18 protein-coding genes are annotated in these 16331 nt (G+C 62.4%); 6 read left to right on the top strand and 12 right to left on the bottom strand.

What is annotated here, in order from left to right:
- Positions 1 to 120: 120 nt before the first annotated feature.
- Positions 121 to 822 carry a GntR family transcriptional regulator gene (locus FQ755_RS01605; protein WP_144150366.1) on the bottom strand — a complete coding sequence of 234 codons (702 nt, stop codon included), beginning with the start codon at positions 820 to 822 and terminating at the stop codon, positions 121 to 123.
- 41 nt (positions 823 to 863) lie between these two features.
- On the opposite strand from FQ755_RS01605, the gene FQ755_RS01600 reads away from it, so the two are divergent.
- Positions 864 to 1076, top strand: coding sequence for a hypothetical protein (locus FQ755_RS01600; protein ID WP_144150365.1), 213 nt, complete (start codon positions 864 to 866; stop codon positions 1074 to 1076).
- A 65-nt stretch (positions 1077 to 1141) separates the two neighbouring features.
- Here the strand turns inward: FQ755_RS01600 and ldcA are convergent, their stop codons facing one another.
- The 3 genes from ldcA to FQ755_RS01585 form a co-directional block, all read right to left on the bottom strand.
- Entirely contained in the window at positions 1142 to 2068 is a 927-nt protein-coding gene (gene ldcA / locus FQ755_RS01595; RefSeq protein WP_144150364.1) for a muramoyltetrapeptide carboxypeptidase, read from the bottom strand.
- Between the two features lie 34 nt (positions 2069 to 2102).
- The gene (gene tadA / locus FQ755_RS01590) at positions 2103 to 2627 is read right to left on the bottom strand and encodes a tRNA adenosine(34) deaminase TadA (protein WP_144150572.1); all 525 of its coding nucleotides are present in this window, start codon (positions 2625 to 2627) and stop codon (positions 2103 to 2105) included.
- A 185-nt stretch (positions 2628 to 2812) separates the two neighbouring features.
- Complete coding sequence (locus tag FQ755_RS01585) at positions 2813 to 3220, bottom strand: DnaJ family domain-containing protein (RefSeq protein ID WP_144150363.1); 408 nt, start codon at positions 3218 to 3220, stop codon at positions 2813 to 2815.
- A gap of 335 nt (positions 3221 to 3555) precedes the next feature.
- Between FQ755_RS01585 and FQ755_RS01580 the strand changes: the two genes are divergently transcribed.
- Together FQ755_RS01580 and FQ755_RS01575 are read left to right on the top strand one after the other, a co-directional pair.
- Entirely contained in the window at positions 3556 to 4923 is a 1368-nt protein-coding gene (locus tag FQ755_RS01580; protein ID WP_144150362.1) for a hypothetical protein, read from the top strand.
- Entirely contained in the window at positions 4924 to 6015 is a 1092-nt protein-coding gene (locus FQ755_RS01575) for a phosphoserine transaminase (RefSeq protein WP_144150361.1), read from the top strand. It begins immediately after the preceding gene.
- Between the two features lie 13 nt (positions 6016 to 6028).
- Here the strand turns inward: FQ755_RS01575 and FQ755_RS01570 are convergent, their stop codons facing one another.
- The gene (locus FQ755_RS01570) at positions 6029 to 6490 is read right to left on the bottom strand and encodes a hypothetical protein (RefSeq protein WP_144150360.1); all 462 of its coding nucleotides are present in this window, start codon (positions 6488 to 6490) and stop codon (positions 6029 to 6031) included.
- A gap of 73 nt (positions 6491 to 6563) precedes the next feature.
- A complete protein-coding gene (locus FQ755_RS01565; RefSeq protein WP_144150359.1) occupies positions 6564 to 7631 on the bottom strand; it encodes a nitrilase-related carbon-nitrogen hydrolase in 1068 nt (355 codons plus the stop codon).
- A 90-nt stretch (positions 7632 to 7721) separates the two neighbouring features.
- On the opposite strand from FQ755_RS01565, the gene FQ755_RS01560 reads away from it, so the two are divergent.
- Positions 7722 to 8600 (top strand): LysR family transcriptional regulator, encoded by an 879-nt coding sequence (locus FQ755_RS01560; protein ID WP_144150358.1) that lies wholly within the window; start codon positions 7722 to 7724, stop codon positions 8598 to 8600.
- Positions 8601 to 8670: 70 nt separating this feature from the next.
- Here FQ755_RS01560 and FQ755_RS01555 read toward each other — a convergent pair whose 3' ends face one another.
- The 5 genes from FQ755_RS01555 to FQ755_RS01535 all read right to left on the bottom strand — a co-directional run bounded on the left by FQ755_RS01555 (position 8671) and on the right by FQ755_RS01535 (position 12897).
- Positions 8671 to 9888, bottom strand: a complete 1218-nt coding sequence (locus tag FQ755_RS01555; protein WP_144150357.1) for a PepSY-associated TM helix domain-containing protein — start codon at positions 9886 to 9888, stop codon at positions 8671 to 8673.
- Positions 9889 to 10376: 488 nt separating this feature from the next.
- Entirely contained in the window at positions 10377 to 10976 is a 600-nt protein-coding gene (locus FQ755_RS01550) for a 2'-5' RNA ligase family protein (protein WP_144150356.1), read from the bottom strand.
- 354 nt (positions 10977 to 11330) lie between these two features.
- Entirely contained in the window at positions 11331 to 11882 is a 552-nt protein-coding gene (locus tag FQ755_RS01545) for a methylated-DNA--[protein]-cysteine S-methyltransferase (RefSeq protein ID WP_144150355.1), read from the bottom strand.
- A 53-nt stretch (positions 11883 to 11935) separates the two neighbouring features.
- The gene (locus FQ755_RS01540) at positions 11936 to 12127 is read right to left on the bottom strand and encodes a hypothetical protein (protein ID WP_144150354.1); all 192 of its coding nucleotides are present in this window, start codon (positions 12125 to 12127) and stop codon (positions 11936 to 11938) included.
- An 89-nt stretch (positions 12128 to 12216) separates the two neighbouring features.
- Complete coding sequence (locus FQ755_RS01535; RefSeq protein ID WP_144150353.1) at positions 12217 to 12897, bottom strand: flavin reductase family protein; 681 nt, start codon at positions 12895 to 12897, stop codon at positions 12217 to 12219.
- Between the two features lie 358 nt (positions 12898 to 13255).
- On the opposite strand from FQ755_RS01535, the gene FQ755_RS01530 reads away from it, so the two are divergent.
- Positions 13256 to 14089: an oxidoreductase gene (locus FQ755_RS01530; RefSeq protein ID WP_144150352.1), complete on the top strand. Its 834-nt coding sequence runs from the start codon at positions 13256 to 13258 to the stop codon at positions 14087 to 14089.
- Positions 14090 to 14319: 230 nt separating this feature from the next.
- Positions 14320 to 15144: an AraC family transcriptional regulator gene (locus tag FQ755_RS01525; protein ID WP_144150351.1), complete on the top strand. Its 825-nt coding sequence runs from the start codon at positions 14320 to 14322 to the stop codon at positions 15142 to 15144.
- An 89-nt stretch (positions 15145 to 15233) separates the two neighbouring features.
- Here the strand turns inward: FQ755_RS01525 and ada are convergent, their stop codons facing one another.
- On the bottom strand, positions 15234 to 16322 hold the full coding sequence (ada, locus tag FQ755_RS01520) for a bifunctional DNA-binding transcriptional regulator/O6-methylguanine-DNA methyltransferase Ada (RefSeq protein ID WP_222105702.1): 1089 nt from the start codon (positions 16320 to 16322) through the stop codon (positions 15234 to 15236).
- Positions 16323 to 16331: the final 9 nt, after the last annotated feature.

Below are 16331 nucleotides of genomic sequence, written 5' to 3'. Positions count from 1 at the left end.
GCGTTCTTACTCTTTTATCCGGCGCGCACCGGACAGCGGCACGCAGGCCGTAGGGACGAAATCGGTCACACCGCCCATCCGCGATGACCCGTCAATTCTGGTTTAGTACCGCGCGTCTTTTTATGCGTGCAGGGCGCCGAACACTTCGTGCAGATCCGCTGCGCCACGCGCCGGTCTGTCGAGCATTTTCAGTTCGACGCTTTGCAGGTGGCGCGACATCAGGGCCGCCGCCTCGCTGGCATCGCCGGCGTCGAGCGCGGCGAGAATGGCTGCATGGTCTTCGAACGAACATGGGCTGCGCCCGAGCGATTCGTACAAAGCCGAAATCAAAGTTGAACGCGCCACCAATCCATTCAGACAGTCGCACAACACCGTGTTGCCGGTGAGCGACGCCAGCTCGGTGTGGAACTCGCCGGAGAGGCGGATCCATGCCGAAAAATCGCGGTTTTCGAACGCCTTGCGCTCGCGGCCGATCATGCTGCCAATATGCTTCAGACGACGCGGGCCATGCCCCGCACAAATCCGCTCCACCACCGCCAGTTCGATGATGCGGCGCATCTCGAACACCTCATGCACTTCCTGCAGCGACGGACTCGCGACGAAGGCGCCGCGATTCGGCTCGAGATCGACGAGCCGGTCGGTCGCCAGCAAGGCGAGCGCCTGGCGGATCGGTCCGCGCTTGACGCCGAATACTTCGCACAACTGTGCTTCGGTCAGCTTGGCCCCAGGCGCCAGCCGATGTTCGAGGATCGCCGCGCGGATGCGCTCGGCAATCGCTTCGGGCTTCGAACCATTCGAGGTGGCGGAGGATGGCGTCGACATAATATGTGTTCCGTTATGTTGCCCATCATAGGATGGACACAATGATTGTCAACAATTTCAATATTGATTTTTCGGTAAGCGGAAACACGGCCTGTGAGATGGACTCGGTGGGACGGGCGACAGGCCTTTCTGGCTGGCGTTATCAGCTTCGCGGCGGTCTGACGCCCCTCGTTCTGCAGACAAATATTGTCAACAAAATCCTCTGCGCCAAATCGCACAGGTGTTTGTGGGCGGACGTGCTGCCTGACCGTTAGTTGCGTTCAGTAGCAATAAAAAAGCGGGCAATGCGCCCGCTTCGCCGAATGTGCCCTACTCCGTATCAGCCGAGATGCGGATACCCCGTCGCCGTGAGCCTGAAGCCATGTGCGTCGGAAACCAGATGCGCGTCCGCGCCGACCGGCAGCGTCACCAGGTTCGGGATATGCCCGAACTGCAGCCCCGTAATGACCGGGATGCCGATCACCGAGCGTATGTGCTCGATCATCGCGTTCAGGTCGTAGCCGTTGTCGTATTCGAAGGGCTTGCCGCCCGAAAAATCGCCGAGCACCAGCGCCTGCTGCCGCTCGAGAATTCCCGCCAGATGCAGTTGATAGAGTGCCCGTTCGAGACGGAACGGCTGTTCGTTGACATCCTCGACGAACAGGATGCCGCCCTCCACCGGCGGCATATAGGGCGTGCCGGCCAGCGCGGCCAGCACGGCGAGGTTGCCGCCCCACAGCATGCCGCTGACGTCGACTGCCTGGGCCTGCGGCACCGTGCTGGTCACCGTCACCGTCGGCGCGGTCAGCGTCGACCAGAACCGTTGCGTCATGACTTCGCTGAGATTCTCGGCGCCGAAATCACCCATCAGCATCGGGCCGCCGAAGGTCTTAAGCCCCGAACGCGCCAGCAACGCCATCTGAATGGCGGTGAAATCGCTATGGCCGACGAACGCGACCGGCTGATCGGTCAGCCGCCGCTGCAAGCCCTCGTAGTCGAGGCCATGCAGAATCCGCACCGCGCCGTAACCGCCGCGCACGGCGAGCACGATGTCCGGCAGCTTGCGCGACGGATCGGCCAGCCGGTTCAGCTCGGCGGCGCGCTCGCCATCGGTGCCGGCGAAGCGCTGGTAGCGGCGCTCGGTGGCGCTGACGCCCTCCACATGGTGACCTTGTGCGTGCAGGCGATGCAGCGCCCGGCGAATCGCTTCGGCGTCATGCGGGTAACCCGAGGGCGCGACCAGTTCGAAAGTGCGATGGGCGGTCATGATCGGCAATGGTGAAGGGGTGGATTCCGGCGCCTTAGCGCAGCTCGTCTGATCCGGCTGCGCCGCGAGCGGCATCTCGTGCTGCGCGCACGGCACGCCGCCGGTCGGCGAAGAACGACTTGAGCGCGGCCGAGCATTCGCTTTCCAGCGCCCCACCCACGACCGTCGTGTGATGGTTCAGCTGCGGATCGGCAAACGCATCGACTACGCTGCCGCACGCCCCCGTCTTCGGATCGCGCGCGCCGAACACCACGCGGGCGATACGCGCGTGCATGATCGCACCGGCGCACATCAGACACGGTTCAAGCGTCACATAGAGCTCGCAGCCGGGCAATCGGTAGTTTTCCAAGGCCTGCGCTGCAGCGCGTAGCGCGACCATCTCGGCATGCGCGGACGGATCGTGCGCCGCAATGGGGTGATTGAAACCCGTTGCAATGACCTCGTCGCCGCGCACCAGCACGGCGCCCACCGGCACTTCGCCTGCCGCGCGCGCCTGCTCCGCGGCGGCTTGCGCCAGCTTCATGAAGCGAAGATCGCGTTCGGAGAAGGCGGCGGGCATGGCCTCGCCGGATTCCTCGTGACTGACCAGGTCGTGGCCGCGAGGCACAGCAGACTCGCCGCCGTCAATTCCGGCGAGAACGTCATGTGAAGTGTGTGGGGTGGGTTCTTCGTGCGCAGCAGATCCGGATGCATCGGATGAAACCGACGAACCTGCAAACGCTGCGGGGTTCGCGCACGGCTCGCTCACTGCGGCTCCGGCTCGCCGGCATCTGCACCTGTCGTGCCGCCGGTGGCCCGTTCTGCGAGCCGCTCGGCAATCCGCCGGCAATATTCGCGCGGCAGAACCAGCGGGCCGCCGCGCAACGATTCGAGCGCCATGTGCAGCGCGAGCATACGCGCGCGCAGAGCGCAGCGGGTAGCCGGGTCGCTGACCGCATTCACCTCGTCCCGCAGGTCGCGCAACGCCCGCAGTTGTTCGACCGCGGGCGGAGCAAAGCCGGCATTCTTCAGGATGCGGTTCGCGGCGTGCACTTCCTGCGGGACATCGTCCTCAGGCGCCAGCGCGGCGCGCGCTCCATGCAAATCGTCGAACTCACCGCGCGCGGCTGCGGCGGCTATACGTTGTTCAACTAACGCGTCAAGCAATCTCATCTGCGGTCCACTACGTTGCGGCTCACGCATTCTATCAGGGAGCCTCATGCAAAACTCGGCTCACAAGCTGACAATCCCCTCTGATTTTTCAGATAGCGCGTATTTTAGGGGCGCATGGTGGCACGCTAAAGGAAAGTGCTGATAGCTCTTTGCTCGCCCAAACTTTACGCCTAGCTTTCGACAACACCGCTATAACCGCCCATTCACCCTCTTCCCAGGCCCCTACGTAAATTTCTGTAACGAGGGCGCGAACGGTTGTAATTTGGATCACGCGCGCGCCCACTATCCTTCGGACGCGCGCTGGCGCCTCGCCACGACGCACATCCCGCAGGAATATGACTCGAGAACCCGATCACGCAGCCGCAGCGCCGGCCGACGCAACCGAAAATTTTCCGCTCGACCCGGCGCTGCATCGCGCGCTTGCCGAAACCAGACGCGCCGCCGGCGACGAACTCGGCGCGCTCGCCCATCTGATTGCCGCCCACACGCTCGACGCCTACGCGAGCGGATCCGCCGAAGCCAGCGCATCGAATCTTTGCGACGTCGCCACCGGCTACTTCATGAAAGGCGATCACGAGGTCGCCGCCGCCTGGTACCAGCTTGTCCTGACGCTCGATCCGAACCTCGCGGTCGCCTGCCAGAACCTGGCCGCGATCCACGCCGACGCCGGACGCACCGCGCAGGCCGACGCCTATCGCGAGCGCGCCTATCGGATCCAGCGCGTGTTCGTCGAACAGGCGCCCGGCCAGATGCGGCGGGTGCTCGTGCTGTGCGCGGCGCGCGCCTCGGGTAATGTGCCGTTCGACGCGCTGCTGCCAGGCGCGGTCAATTGCCGGATCAAATACGCCATCGACTACGCCGCCGACGCCGAAGACGCCCACCTTCCGCCCTTCGATCTCGTGTTCAACGCCATCGGCGACCCGGACGTCGCCGCACCGCTGGCAGGGCGTCTCTCACGCTTCATGTCGCGCTCCGGCGCCCATCACGGCTCGCGCCCGCTGCTCAATCCGCCCGCCGCAATCGAGCGGACCGCGCGCGGCCGGATTCCTCGCTTGCTCGGCGATCTGCCCGGCGTGCAGGTCGCGCAGTGCGTGCGAATCGACACGCCGCCCGCATCGTCCGCGGCCCTTGCCAGCCTGCTGGAAGACAGCGGCCTGACACTGCCTTTGCTGGCGCGCCCGGCGGCCACACACGGCGGCGAAGGCCTGGTGCTGTGCGAAAGCGTCGATGCCCTGGAGAGGCGGCTGCGCGAAAGCCTGGGCCCGCAATACCTGACGGCGTTCCGCGACTGCCGCGCGGCAGACGGCTATTACCGCAAGTATCGGATGATCTTCGTCGACCGCGAGCCGTTTCCGTATCATCTCGCCATCTCGCGGCACTGGATGGTCCACTACTTCTCCGCCGAAATGGAGCAGCACGCCTGGAAGCTCGACGAGGAGCGGCGTTTCCTGCAAGATCCCGCCGCCGCGCTGGGCGAGCGCGCGCTGCAGGCGATCAGGGCCATCGGCCGCCGGCTCGACCTCGATTACGGCGGCATCGACTTCACCGTGTTACCGGATGGACAGGTCTTCGTCTTCGAGTCCAACGCCACCATGCTGGCGCACTACGAGCGCGGCAACGGGGCATTGGCCCATAAGAATCCCTTTGTACAACATATCGTCGACGCGTTTGAGCGGTTGATGAAGCGTCGCACGGCGGCCTGAATGAACGAACCTTTGAATTTTTCCGGCGGCCCAGGTGCCTTGCCGGCCTCCGTGTTGCGCCAGACGCGCGACGCCATCGAAGCACTGCCGGAGACGGGCTTGTCCGTGCTCGGCATGAGCCACCGCTCGGACTGGTTCCGTGGCGTGCTCGATGAAGCCGAGAGCAATTTGCGCACCCTGCTGGGCGTGCCTGACGGCTATCACGTGCTGTTTATGCAAGGCGGCAGCAGCCTGCAATTCTCGATGCTGCCGATGAACTTCCTGCGCGCGAGCGGGCGTCACGCCGAATACATCGTGTCGGGTTACTGGAGCGCGAAAGCGCCGGTCGAGGCGCGGCTCGAAGGCGACACGCGCGTGGTGTGGGACGGTCACGCCGAGGGCTATCGACACCTGCCCGCAGCCGCCGACCTGCAACTCTCGCCCGAGGCGGCCTATCTGCACTACGTCTCCAACGAAACCGTAGAAGGCCTCGAATTCGCGGACACACCCGGCCTGCCCGAGGTGCCGCTCGTCTGCGACATGTCGTCCAATCTGCTGGCCGCGCCGATCGACATCGAACGCTACGCGATGATCTACGCCCACGCGCAGAAGAATCTCGGACCGGCCGGCGTCACCGTCGTGATTCTGCGCGACGAGTTCGCCAAACGCGCCACCACGAGCTTGCCGACGCTGCTCGACTACCGCACGCATATCGACGCGCGCTCGGTCTACAACACGCCGCCGGTCTTTGCGATCTATGTGCTGATGCTGGTGACCCGCTGGCTGCGCGATGAAGTGGGCGGCGTCGAGGCAATGGCCGCGATCAACCGCGTCAAGTCCGACCTGCTGTACCGCGCGCTCGACGCCGACCCCGGCTTCTACCGGGTGCATGGCGCGCCGTCGTGCCGCTCGACGATGAACGTGGCGTTCCGCCTGCCCGAGCCGCAGATGGAGAAGCGCCTGCTGGAAGCGGCCCGGCTCGAAGGCTTTCATGGACTCGAAGGCCACCGTTCGATCGGCGGCCTGCGTGCTTCGCTGTACAACGCGGTGACCCTCGATGCGGTCACCGCGCTGGCGGATTGGCTGGGCGAGTTCCGCCGCCGCGAGGCTTAAGCCGCGCAGCGCCTCAATTGGCGCCGACGTGCTGCTGCAGAAACAGGGCGAAGCCGTTCTGGGTCGCCACGATCTTCTTGACGCACTCGTCGTAGTCCGAGGCCATCGCGCGCTCCGGGCCGTACATGCCCTTGCATTGCGCGTAAAGGGTGATCGTCGCGCCGCTGCCTTTGGCGACGCGCGCCGCCGAATAGGTCGCATGGCCCGAACTACCCGGCACGTCGGATTCGATGGCGAGTGCGTCGGCGCGGGTCACCGGCTCTTCCGAATGCTGGGTGACGTAGGCCTTGGTCAGTTGCCAGGCCTCGTCGCACTGGGCCTGATCGCGGCAGTTCACCGTGGCATTCGTTTGCGCCGCGTCGAGCAGGCGTTCTGAGCGGGCGAAGTCGTTTTCTTGCCGCGCCTCTTTGTCCGCGGAGGATGCACAGGCCGCCAGGGCGAGCGTAGCGAGCGCGACGGCGATAATCGTTTTCACTGGTTGAAAGTCCCGAGTTAAAGGCGAGGACGATTATAGACGGGTGCGCACGGCGGTTGCAGTTGCGGGTGCGTCAGCGCGGCAGACGGTTGCGCGCGACCTGCGCGAAGCTGACGGCGATCGATCCACGTGCTGAAACGTTGCGCGGTTCGAAGTTTGCTGCGGCGTGGTCGGTTTGACCGAGCGGCGCGTACAGATCGGGACGGCGAGCCTTGAGCCATTGACGACCCGCGCTGGCATCGCTCAGGCGGGGGTCGATTTCGGCTGACAAAATTTCGAATTCCTCATTAATTTCATCATTCTCCTCGCTGAGACAGGCGCCGGTTCTCGCGCTCTCCGCCAAAACCCGGCCACACGGATCGACGATCATACCGGCGCCCTCTGCTGCCTCAGTCGTGATCATATCTATTCCATTGCTTAGCGTGACGAACATACCGTTGTCGGCGGCGCGTGCGGGCAGCGAGGCGCGCAGCCAATCGATTGCGCTGTCTTTATCACCTGCGCCTTTGATATGCGCGGCCTCTCCCGCCGTATCGCGCTTACGCCATTGCTCCGCCGACACCGGCTGCAACGTCATGTCGCCTCCCGGCCGCACGGCATAGCTTCGATGCGGCACAACCAGCAGCGTCGCGCCTAGCAGCGCCGTCATGCGCACGTTCTCGACCAGATAGGCATCGCCACCAATCAGGACTCCGATGCGAATACGCCACACGGTATCGAAGACCGTGAAGCGGTCGCCGCTCACCACACGACGATGCTCGAAAGCATGCAGCTTACGGTGATAATGCCGCCCGCCGCCAGGCATGCAGACCACGTAGCTATTGAAGAGACGCCCATCCGGTGCACGCTCGATCAGCCCCACGCCGGCCGCCACGCCCGTTTGCTCGACGGCCCGCGTCACCGCACGCAGCGACGGCCCGTCGAGCGGTTCGGCAAGCGCTTCGAGTTCGTCCCGATGCAATTTCGCGAGGCTGCCGTAGCCAGCGAGACAAATTTCCGGAAACACAACCAGGCCGATCGACTCGCGCGCGGCGCGCTCAAGCCACTGCCCGACTCGCGCGACATTCCGTGCGGCCTCGCCGCGACAGGAACGCAGCGGGATAGATGCAACGCGAAGCGTAGGAACTGACAAGGAAGACATCCCGCGACGTGGTGAACAGAAGGCTCCATTGGACCGCCGGGCATTCGATAAGTAAAATGAATGTTCTTACATATTCGATTACTTTTCAGAATGGAATTAAAACTTCTGCGGGCCTTCATCGCCGTGGCCGATCTGCGGCACTTCGGCCACGCGGCCGAGGCGATGAACGTGAGCCAGCCCGCGCTCAGCAAGCAGATCGTCGCGCTGGAGGAAAGCCTCGGCGCGCGGCTGTTCGAGCGTGGCCGGCACGGCGCGGAACTCACCACCTTCGGCACGGCATTCCTTGCCGACGCGCAGGCGCTGGTGCGCGATGCGGACGAGATCCACGCCCGGGCGCGTGAGGCGAGCAGCGGCAAGCGCGGCTTTTTGCGGGTCGGGCTCGGATTGTCGACGCTGACACTCGCGCCGCAACTGATCGCCGAGTTCCGTCGACTGCATCCGAATGTGAGCGTCACGCTGAACGACCTGTCGTCGGCGGAACAGAGCCGGCGCTTGCTAGCCGGCAGGCTGGATGTCGGGTTCCTGCGCTTGCCGGCGGACGCCGGCCTGGACGCGTTTCCCGTGCTGGACGAAGCGCTCGCGCTGGCGGTGCCGCAGCACGCGCGCTGGAAACGCATCCCAGCCCGTCTGGAGGAATTGAATGACCCGGGGTTTATCGGTCTCGCCCGCAGTCGTGGGCCGGGACTCGCCGCGCAGATCGATCGCTGGTGCGGACAACATGGCTTCGTGCCGCGCGTGATCCAGCAGGTCGACGATATTCAGTCGGTTCTCGCCGCCGTCGCCGCCGGAGTCGGCTCGGCGTTTTTGCCGTCACGCACGCAATATCTGCTGCGCGACGCCCGGGTGCTGCCGTTACGCAATCCGGCAGCGCAATGGCAGGTCGGGCTGACATGGCAGTCGGGACGCGACGATGCAGTGGTAACGCGTTTCATCGAATTCGTGCGCGCGACGGTTAAGTATCCCGAGTGACCAGGCCGTGTTAGCGATACGCCAAACATGATTGCGGCGCACTCCGGCACATTAGCGGCAATACATCGGACTACTGAATCAATGCCGACGTCCCGCGCTTGACACGCCGCGAGGCACTCTTGCGCGCTTTCAGCTTCTTGAACCAGATGACGAGGCCGGTCGCACTCAGCAGTGCCACCATCACGCCCATGAAGCTGACCAGAATGCGGCCTGGCAACCCGAAGAGACGGCCGGAGTGCAGCGGGAATTGCGCCTGCAGAAAGATATCGCCGGCGGTGCCTTCGCCGGGAATCGTGCCGCCCACTTCGCGTCCAGTGCGCGCATCCCAGTAGGTCCACGCGTTGCCCAGATGGCCGTCCGCGTAAAGCCCTCCCGGCTCGAAGTAGCCCACCCCGTACAGATGAAGCGAGGCGATTTCGAACGTGGCGCCGGGATCGGCTCGCAGCTTCAGCCTGCGTCCTTCCGCCGTTGCCAGCTCGACGATCTGCTCGCGGCTCAGCAAAGCAGCACCGCCCGGCTGAGGCGTCCGCAGTTCGGGATTGCTCGCGGCGTCCGGCGTCAAAGGGGAAAACAGCGATACGATGGGACGAATCACCGGACGTTCAAGGTTCATCGAAATGGACGTCAGCGCAATCACGCACAGCAGGCCCCAAATCCACACGCCGCCCGAGCGATGCAGGTCGAACGCGAGCGTGTAGCCGCCGCGCCGCACGCGAAACGCGAATGACTTGCGCCACGTTTTGAGGCTTGGAAACGCCAGAACCAGCGCGATCACACTATCGAACAGCCAGACGATCCCGACGATGCCCAGCAGCCACACGCCGGTCGCGATACCACTGCCTGTGGTGGGCAGATACAGCGTGTAGTGGAACAGATAGAGAAACGGCATCAGGTTGAGCCGTCTGAGCGACAACGCGCCCCAGTCGCGGCGTGCCTGGATGTTGCCAGTACCGGGGTCGACCGCAATCTGATTGAAGTCCAGCGCGTATGGCTGGCCCGTAGCCGGATTGGTGCGACCCTGCACGCGCATCTGCAAGGTTCGGCCCGGCACGATGCCCAGAGGCAGATAGGTTACATAGAGACGCGGGTCCGCTGCTTCGACGCGATTGGCGAGTTCAAGCGCCGTCAGCGCGGGCGCCGTGGAATTCGCGTAGTAGAACTGAGGATTCAGCAGCGCATCCAGTTCCTGATTCCACGCGATGATTGCGCCCGTCAGCCCGGAGACGAACAGGAACAGCGCCGTGCCCATGCCGAACCAGCGATGCAGGCGAACGAGAACCGCTCTCATGGGCGGCGCGCCGCGTGAGCACCGGCGCTTCGCGCGCGATGCGAAGCGGCCGTGGAGAGCGTGTGTCGAGAAACGCCGACGGGTCGCATTCAGGACTGCGTGGTTGCAGCGGCTGCGGAGCAGGCGGCCAATGATTGCGAGGAGCCGGTGCTTATCGCCAGCGCGGCACCGGAAAGCGCGAGAGTACGGAGAGTGCCGCGAGCAAACATCAAGTGGCGGACGGTGTACAGCTTCAGCATAGTGTTCTGACTGAGCGCAGACGCAGGCAAAAGCCCGTGCAGCAAGGTTTGCGCGGGTTCCGGAGCGTTTGTAGCGGGATGCAGTTAAATGAAAGGTTTGTACAGATGCGAATGATAATGCGATCAATTCTCATCTGCAAGGTAATTTTCGCGGAATGGATCGTGTGGCACGCCGCAAATATCTTGAAGTCACCGCGTGACGGTTACGCGCGGATTTCCGATGGATAGCGAAAGCCTTCGAGGCACCGCCTACCCCGTCAGCGTCCAGCGTGCGAGTTCGATATGCCGGGTAAGTCCGACCAGACTATGCACCAGAACAAACTCGCGGACGTTCCAGCTGACCGCTTCGACGGGACGCGCCGCCATGTAGGGCATGCCGTAAGCGAGCGTCACGTGCGGTTTGTAATGCTCCGGACGCCGCGCGGCAACCGGATCGCCAAATTCCACGTTTTGCAATGCCCGCGCGAGCGCCTCGTTCAGCGTGTGAAGGCCCACCACGCCGTCGCCACCAGCCAGAACCAACGGCCCGGGTCGATGCTCCGGCCCAAAACGCAAGGCATGATCGAACTCGACGCTGAACGGCTCCATCTTGATCGACGCAGCGGCCTTGATGGCTGCATCGACCAGCCCTTGCGGCAAGCCGCCTGCGAAATTGCCAAGATACGACAGCGTGACATGCAGGCGGTTGGCCGCGAGTGGCTTGCCCTTCGAACGGATTTCGCCACGGATCTGCTGCGAGAGCTTCGTGATGCTGGCGGCCGTGTTGGCGTCGGGGAGAACCGCAAAGAACAGGCCGTCGGTGGCGACGGGCGGCGCCTCCAGCCCCGGTAACCAGAATTGTTCAGGCATGATGCGGCCGGGACGATGAAGCGGGCATGTCGATGAAGCTCCGTTCAATGGGGTGCCAAACCGGGCCAGCCGAGGCCAGGCGTTTGGACCATCGCGCTAATTGCGTCGCTTTAAAAGGTCGGTGTTTGGGCGTTGGCAGGCACGCGCTACTTCAAGGCTTCCGGTTCTTGCGCAGATTAAAAGCGCTACCGCCTATACTGTACATTTATACAGTATGAACGACAAGATGAAATTGCTTCCCGGCGTCGATGCGGGCCACGGCTGTCCGCGACTGCGCCATTGAGCCAGTCGTAGTCAGACTACGACAACGACGACCAAGCACTTGCACGTACCGGCGCGTCATTTCGCTCATGATCAGAACCCCGGCAGCATGGCGGTCTGCGGTTCCTCTTTCCTGGGCGCCATCGCCTTCTCGTGCTCCAGCAGCCAGCGCTTGCGGTACAAGCCCCAGGCGTAGCCCTTGAGGTCGCCATTACTGGCGATGACGCGATGACACGGCACGATGAGCGCGATCGGATTGGCGCCGTTGGCCGCGCCCACGTCAATGGCCGCGCGCGGATCGTCGAAACCTAGCTGCTTGGCCAGCTTGCCGTAGGTGGTGGTCCTGCCCGCCGGAATGCGGCGCAACGCGGCCCAAACACGGCGCTGCAACTCCGAACCGGCTGTTGCCGTCCGCAACACATCTAGCGCCTCCAGCTCGCCAGCAAAATAGCGCGTCAAGGCATCGGCGATCTCGACGGGCGTCGGAATCTCGGTCAGCTCCACGTCGCCATAGTGGTCGCGCAGGCTGCGATACAGTCGCGTCTTGTGGTCGGCGAAGTCGAGCGCCCGCACGACCTGCTGCGCGTCAGTGACGAGCAGCATGGCACCCAGCGGCGAATCCAGATGGCTCAGGAACATTTTCATGGTGCATTCCTCATTTAGTGAATCCAATGGCCGGCTTTGACTGTTCCGTCCAGTCACTTCAGCCGCGTTATGCCTGGCTCACCAAACAGGTAAGCCTCGCCACTTTCCATATGCAGTTCGACATCGCCGTCATCGTTGACCCACCACCTCGCCTCGCCGGCATTCACCAGCGACTGGCAGTAAGCCTCAACCCGATGACGCGCTTCGGACAATTCGCTTACCGAATCTATGGATGTCGCCTTCATGGAAAACCTCAGCAGCTACGACTACTCCAGTTACGTCACGATTGGAAAACACTTCATCGAAGGTTACGCACACGCCAATGCCGAGCTTTCTATCGGACTGCCTCGAGCGGCGCAGCCTTTGCGTCCTCGAAATCCGGCGTGCGATACATTTCTTCCGGGATCTCACCGAGTTTGGAGGTATGGACCTTGGGCCCGAGACCGTAGAACTCCTGGAAGCTCATAATGAGCGGACGCCATTTGTCGGGATCGATCCGATTCGCGTGCCCATCCATCAGGATCGACTTCTCGACGTGAACACGCGTGATCTTCGCTTCCAGGACAGCAATAAAGCCGGCAAGCGGGCCATCCGTGTCGTAGCCGTGCTCATGCTCCAGAACAGCTTCCAGTTGAACCGGACATTCGGCGACGCGAGGCGCATGCACCGTTTCTGACGGTACCGCGGTCAAGCCGGCGACCGCGAACTTGTCTTTCACGAAATGATAGCCACGATCGATCTTGTCTTGAGGAACTGGATTGGAGCCGGTCGTGCGCGCCAATCGGTCAACTGCCGCGACCTGTGCCGGCGAAGGCAGATTAATCACGAGCTGTTTTGTACGGCGCATGTTCTCCGTGGTCTTCGAGCTGCCCTGGAGACCCAGGAAGCAACGCCAACCGAGCCAGAATACCGAAGACATCGGAGCAAGATTGACTGAACCGTCCTCATTGACGGTGCTGAGCAGAGCGACGGGCGTGCCGAAATACAGGATTGAAGGGTGTGCGGTAACGTGCATGGCATTTCTCCTTGGGTTGATGCTATGAACGATGCCAGCCCGCTTGAATTTGCACGCTCCGATTCTTGCTCTCATATTTTATTTCCCTCGCCTCAATGACTATCCGCCAACGTTGCTTGCTTCGGCACACGCCCCTCTTCGCTGATTGATAAGCACACAAGCAGCTATCCACCATCGGTGACCCGAATGTCGGATCTGCGCAGAACCATGGATCGGTTCGTCACTCGACCAACCGGTGAATCCGATTTGAAGATATGAATCGGAGTTCGATATATCGACCGGCGCGCGAACATTGCACTGCGCCGACTCATAGCGTCGTTGGGACAAACACGGATCACATTCATTGAGGAAATATTCCATGTCGAAAGTCTGGCTCATTACGGGGGCGACCCGTGGTATTGGTGCCGAAATCGCACGCGCGGCTCTCGCGGCCGGTGAAAAAGTCGTCGCGACCGGACGCTCTTCATCCAGGATCGAGCAATCGCTTGGTCCCACGGATCGCCTTCTCGCGCTCACACTCGATGTGACCGATCATGATCAGGCTGTGGAGGTGGCGAGAACAGCGGTGGAACGGTTTGGTCGGATCGATGTATTGGTTAATAACGCCGGCTATGGCCTGATCGGCGCAGTAGAAGAATGCAGTTCCGCAGAACTCGCCGACCAATTTGCAACGAACGTTCTCGGCGTTGCTGCCGTGACTCGGGCGGTTCTGCCAATCATGCGCGCACAGCGCTCGGGTCACATCTTCAACATGTCGTCGGCTGCGGGGATCGTCGCGTTTCCCGGTGCGTCCGGGTACTGTTCGTCGAAATTCGCCGTCGAAGGCCTGACCGAAAGCATGGCCCAGGAAGTCGCGCCTCTCGGCATCAAGGTGACGATGGTGGAGCCCGGATACATGCGGACGGAATTTCTGGAAAGCCCGTCGGCGGTGTATGCCGAGCGTGTGATCGACGACTATGACAGCACTGCTGGCGCGATGCGGCGTGGATCTCGAGCTATCAGCCTGAAGCAACCGGGCGATCCCCGAAAGCTGGCTCAGGCGTTCCTGACTCTCGCATCGGCCGCAAACCCGCCCCTGCGTTTCGTCGGCGGTGCGGACTCGGTGAGTTTCCTCGAACAAGCGCTCGCCACAAAGCGCGAGGAACTGGAGACCTGGCGCCACCTGTCGATGTCTTTGGGATACGAGGAGTAACTGCCTGCAGATTGCTTTTTGGGGAGGAGCACTGCATTGCTGGGCGCTGTCTCGCGATAGCGCCCAGGCGCGGGGATTCATGTCCGTTTCGATTCGGATGTACCATTGTTGGTCAATGCGCCCCCCGTTCGCTACATCGGATCGTCGATTTCAGGATCGATACGGCGCAGCATCTCAGCTTGACGAACTGGTGTTCGACCTTCCTCAAATGTACGTGGGAGATTCCGACCGTGAGTGCTCTGAATACTACTGCGGTGTGGCAATCACCTTATCTGCCAGGCACGTTGTTTTTTCGGGCCGAATTCAAAAGGCATTCCTTTGAGCCTCATTTTCATGAGGAATACGCCATTGGTGTCATTGACGCCGGCTGCCAGGCATTTACCTATGATCGAGGGAGGCGGCTGGACATGCCTCGTGGGTCGGTCGCGCTCATCGCGCCAGGCGTCGTTCACACCGGGTGGGCCGGCATCGAAGGCGGCTGGTGCTACCGCATGCTCTATCCCACGCAGGACTTGATGCGGCATTACGCGAAGGACATCTTCGGGGTCGATGTTCTACCCACGTTCCATCAGCCCGTCGTCAAAGATCCCTGCCTGTTTGCACTGCTTAGCCATTTGCATAACTGCAGCGATTCCCTTGCGCCTGATCCCCTCGAGATCCAGGAGTTATACGTCGCGATAGTCGAGCGGGCATTGAGACGACATGCTGGTCAACCCACACCGAACACAGCGGCGTTGCATACGAATGCATTGGCGACCGTCCGGGATCTGCTTAACGATAGATATAGAGATTCATTCAGTCTCGACGAACTGTCCGCCATCGCGGGGATGAGCAAATTCCGGCTGCTGCGCCAGTTTCGTGCGCTTTACGGCGTTCCGCCGCATGCTTACCTACGTCTGTGTCGAGTCCAGCGGGCCCGACACGCAATCCTGGGAGGAGCGATGCTCGCCGACACAGCCTCCGCCGTGGGCTTTGCCGATCAGGCGCATATGACGCGAGTCTTCCGACGGACGTTGGGATTTACGCCCGGCGAGCTGCTGCGTAGCTGCACATGATTGGCAGATGAGGTTCGGGTGCATCCTTCCTGTACGAGGCGTCGCTCTCACTCGCGACGGTGTAGCCGATCACGCGAGGCCACCGTCAGTCATCGTATCCGTGCGTGGGCCTCCCTCTCGATCAAAGTTCGCTTGCGATCCACGCCCCACCGATAGCCTGAAAGATCGCCGTCGTTTCGGACGACGCGATGGCACGGGATAGCGACCGCGATGTTATTGCTCGCACAGGCCCCCGCCACGGCCCGGACCGCCTTCGGCGCGCCGATCTTCCGCGCGATGTCCGAATAGCTGGCAGTCTGCCCGAGAGGAATCTCTCGAAGTGCCTGCCAGACACGCTGCTGAAACGCGGTGCCTCGAACGTCAAGCGGCAGATCCAGTCCCAGCGCAGGTGCTTCTACAAATCCGACGACGTGTGCGACCAGGGCCTCGTATTCCGCGTCACCGCCAATGAGATTGGCCTTGGTGAAGCGATCTTGCAGTTCGCGTACCAACGCATCCGGGTTGTCGCCGATGAGAATAGAGACAACGCCCTTCCTGCTCGATGCGACAAGAATGGCGCCGAGGCTCGATTGACCCACGGCGAAGCGGATGTCCTCGTCGAGCCCGCCCGCACGATATCGGGTCGGCGTCATACCGAGCATGCCGATGGAATTCTCGTAGAAGCGACCACTGGAATTAAATCCCGCGTCGTAGAAGGCATCGGTCACCGAGGGCCGTTGCAATAACTGTTTCCTGACGCGGTTCGCCCGATGGGCAGCGGTATAGCCTTTCGGCGTCAGTCCAGTTTCCGCCTTGAACAGGCGGTGGAAATAACTCGGGCTCAAGCCGACCGCCTCGGCCAGCGCGGTAAGCGATGGCGGTTCCGGACTCTGTTCAATCATCCGGCAGGCCTTTTCGACGAGCGTCGCATTGACCGCGTCCTGTGACATTCCGTCCGGATTGCATCGTTTGCACGGCCTGAATCCTGTTGCCCTGGCTTGCTCCAGGGTGTCGTGAATAGTGACGTTCTGCGGATTTGCCACGCGCGACGGACACGAGGGACGGCAATAAATCCTGGTGGTCGCCACCGAATACCAGAAGCTGCCATCCGCGCTGTGATCTCGTGCAAGAACTAGCTGCCAGCGAGGGTCCTTCTGCGTTGGTAGCGGAACATCTGTCTCATCGGTCGCACGTTCCATGATCATTCG

It is taken from the genome of Paraburkholderia sp. BCC1885 (assembly GCF_900996235.1).
In the GTDB taxonomy this organism is placed as follows: Bacteria; Pseudomonadota; Gammaproteobacteria; order Burkholderiales; family Burkholderiaceae; genus Paraburkholderia.
The sequence above is the reverse complement of the archived record's forward strand: the minus strand, read 5'-3'. Positions and strand labels throughout refer to the sequence as shown.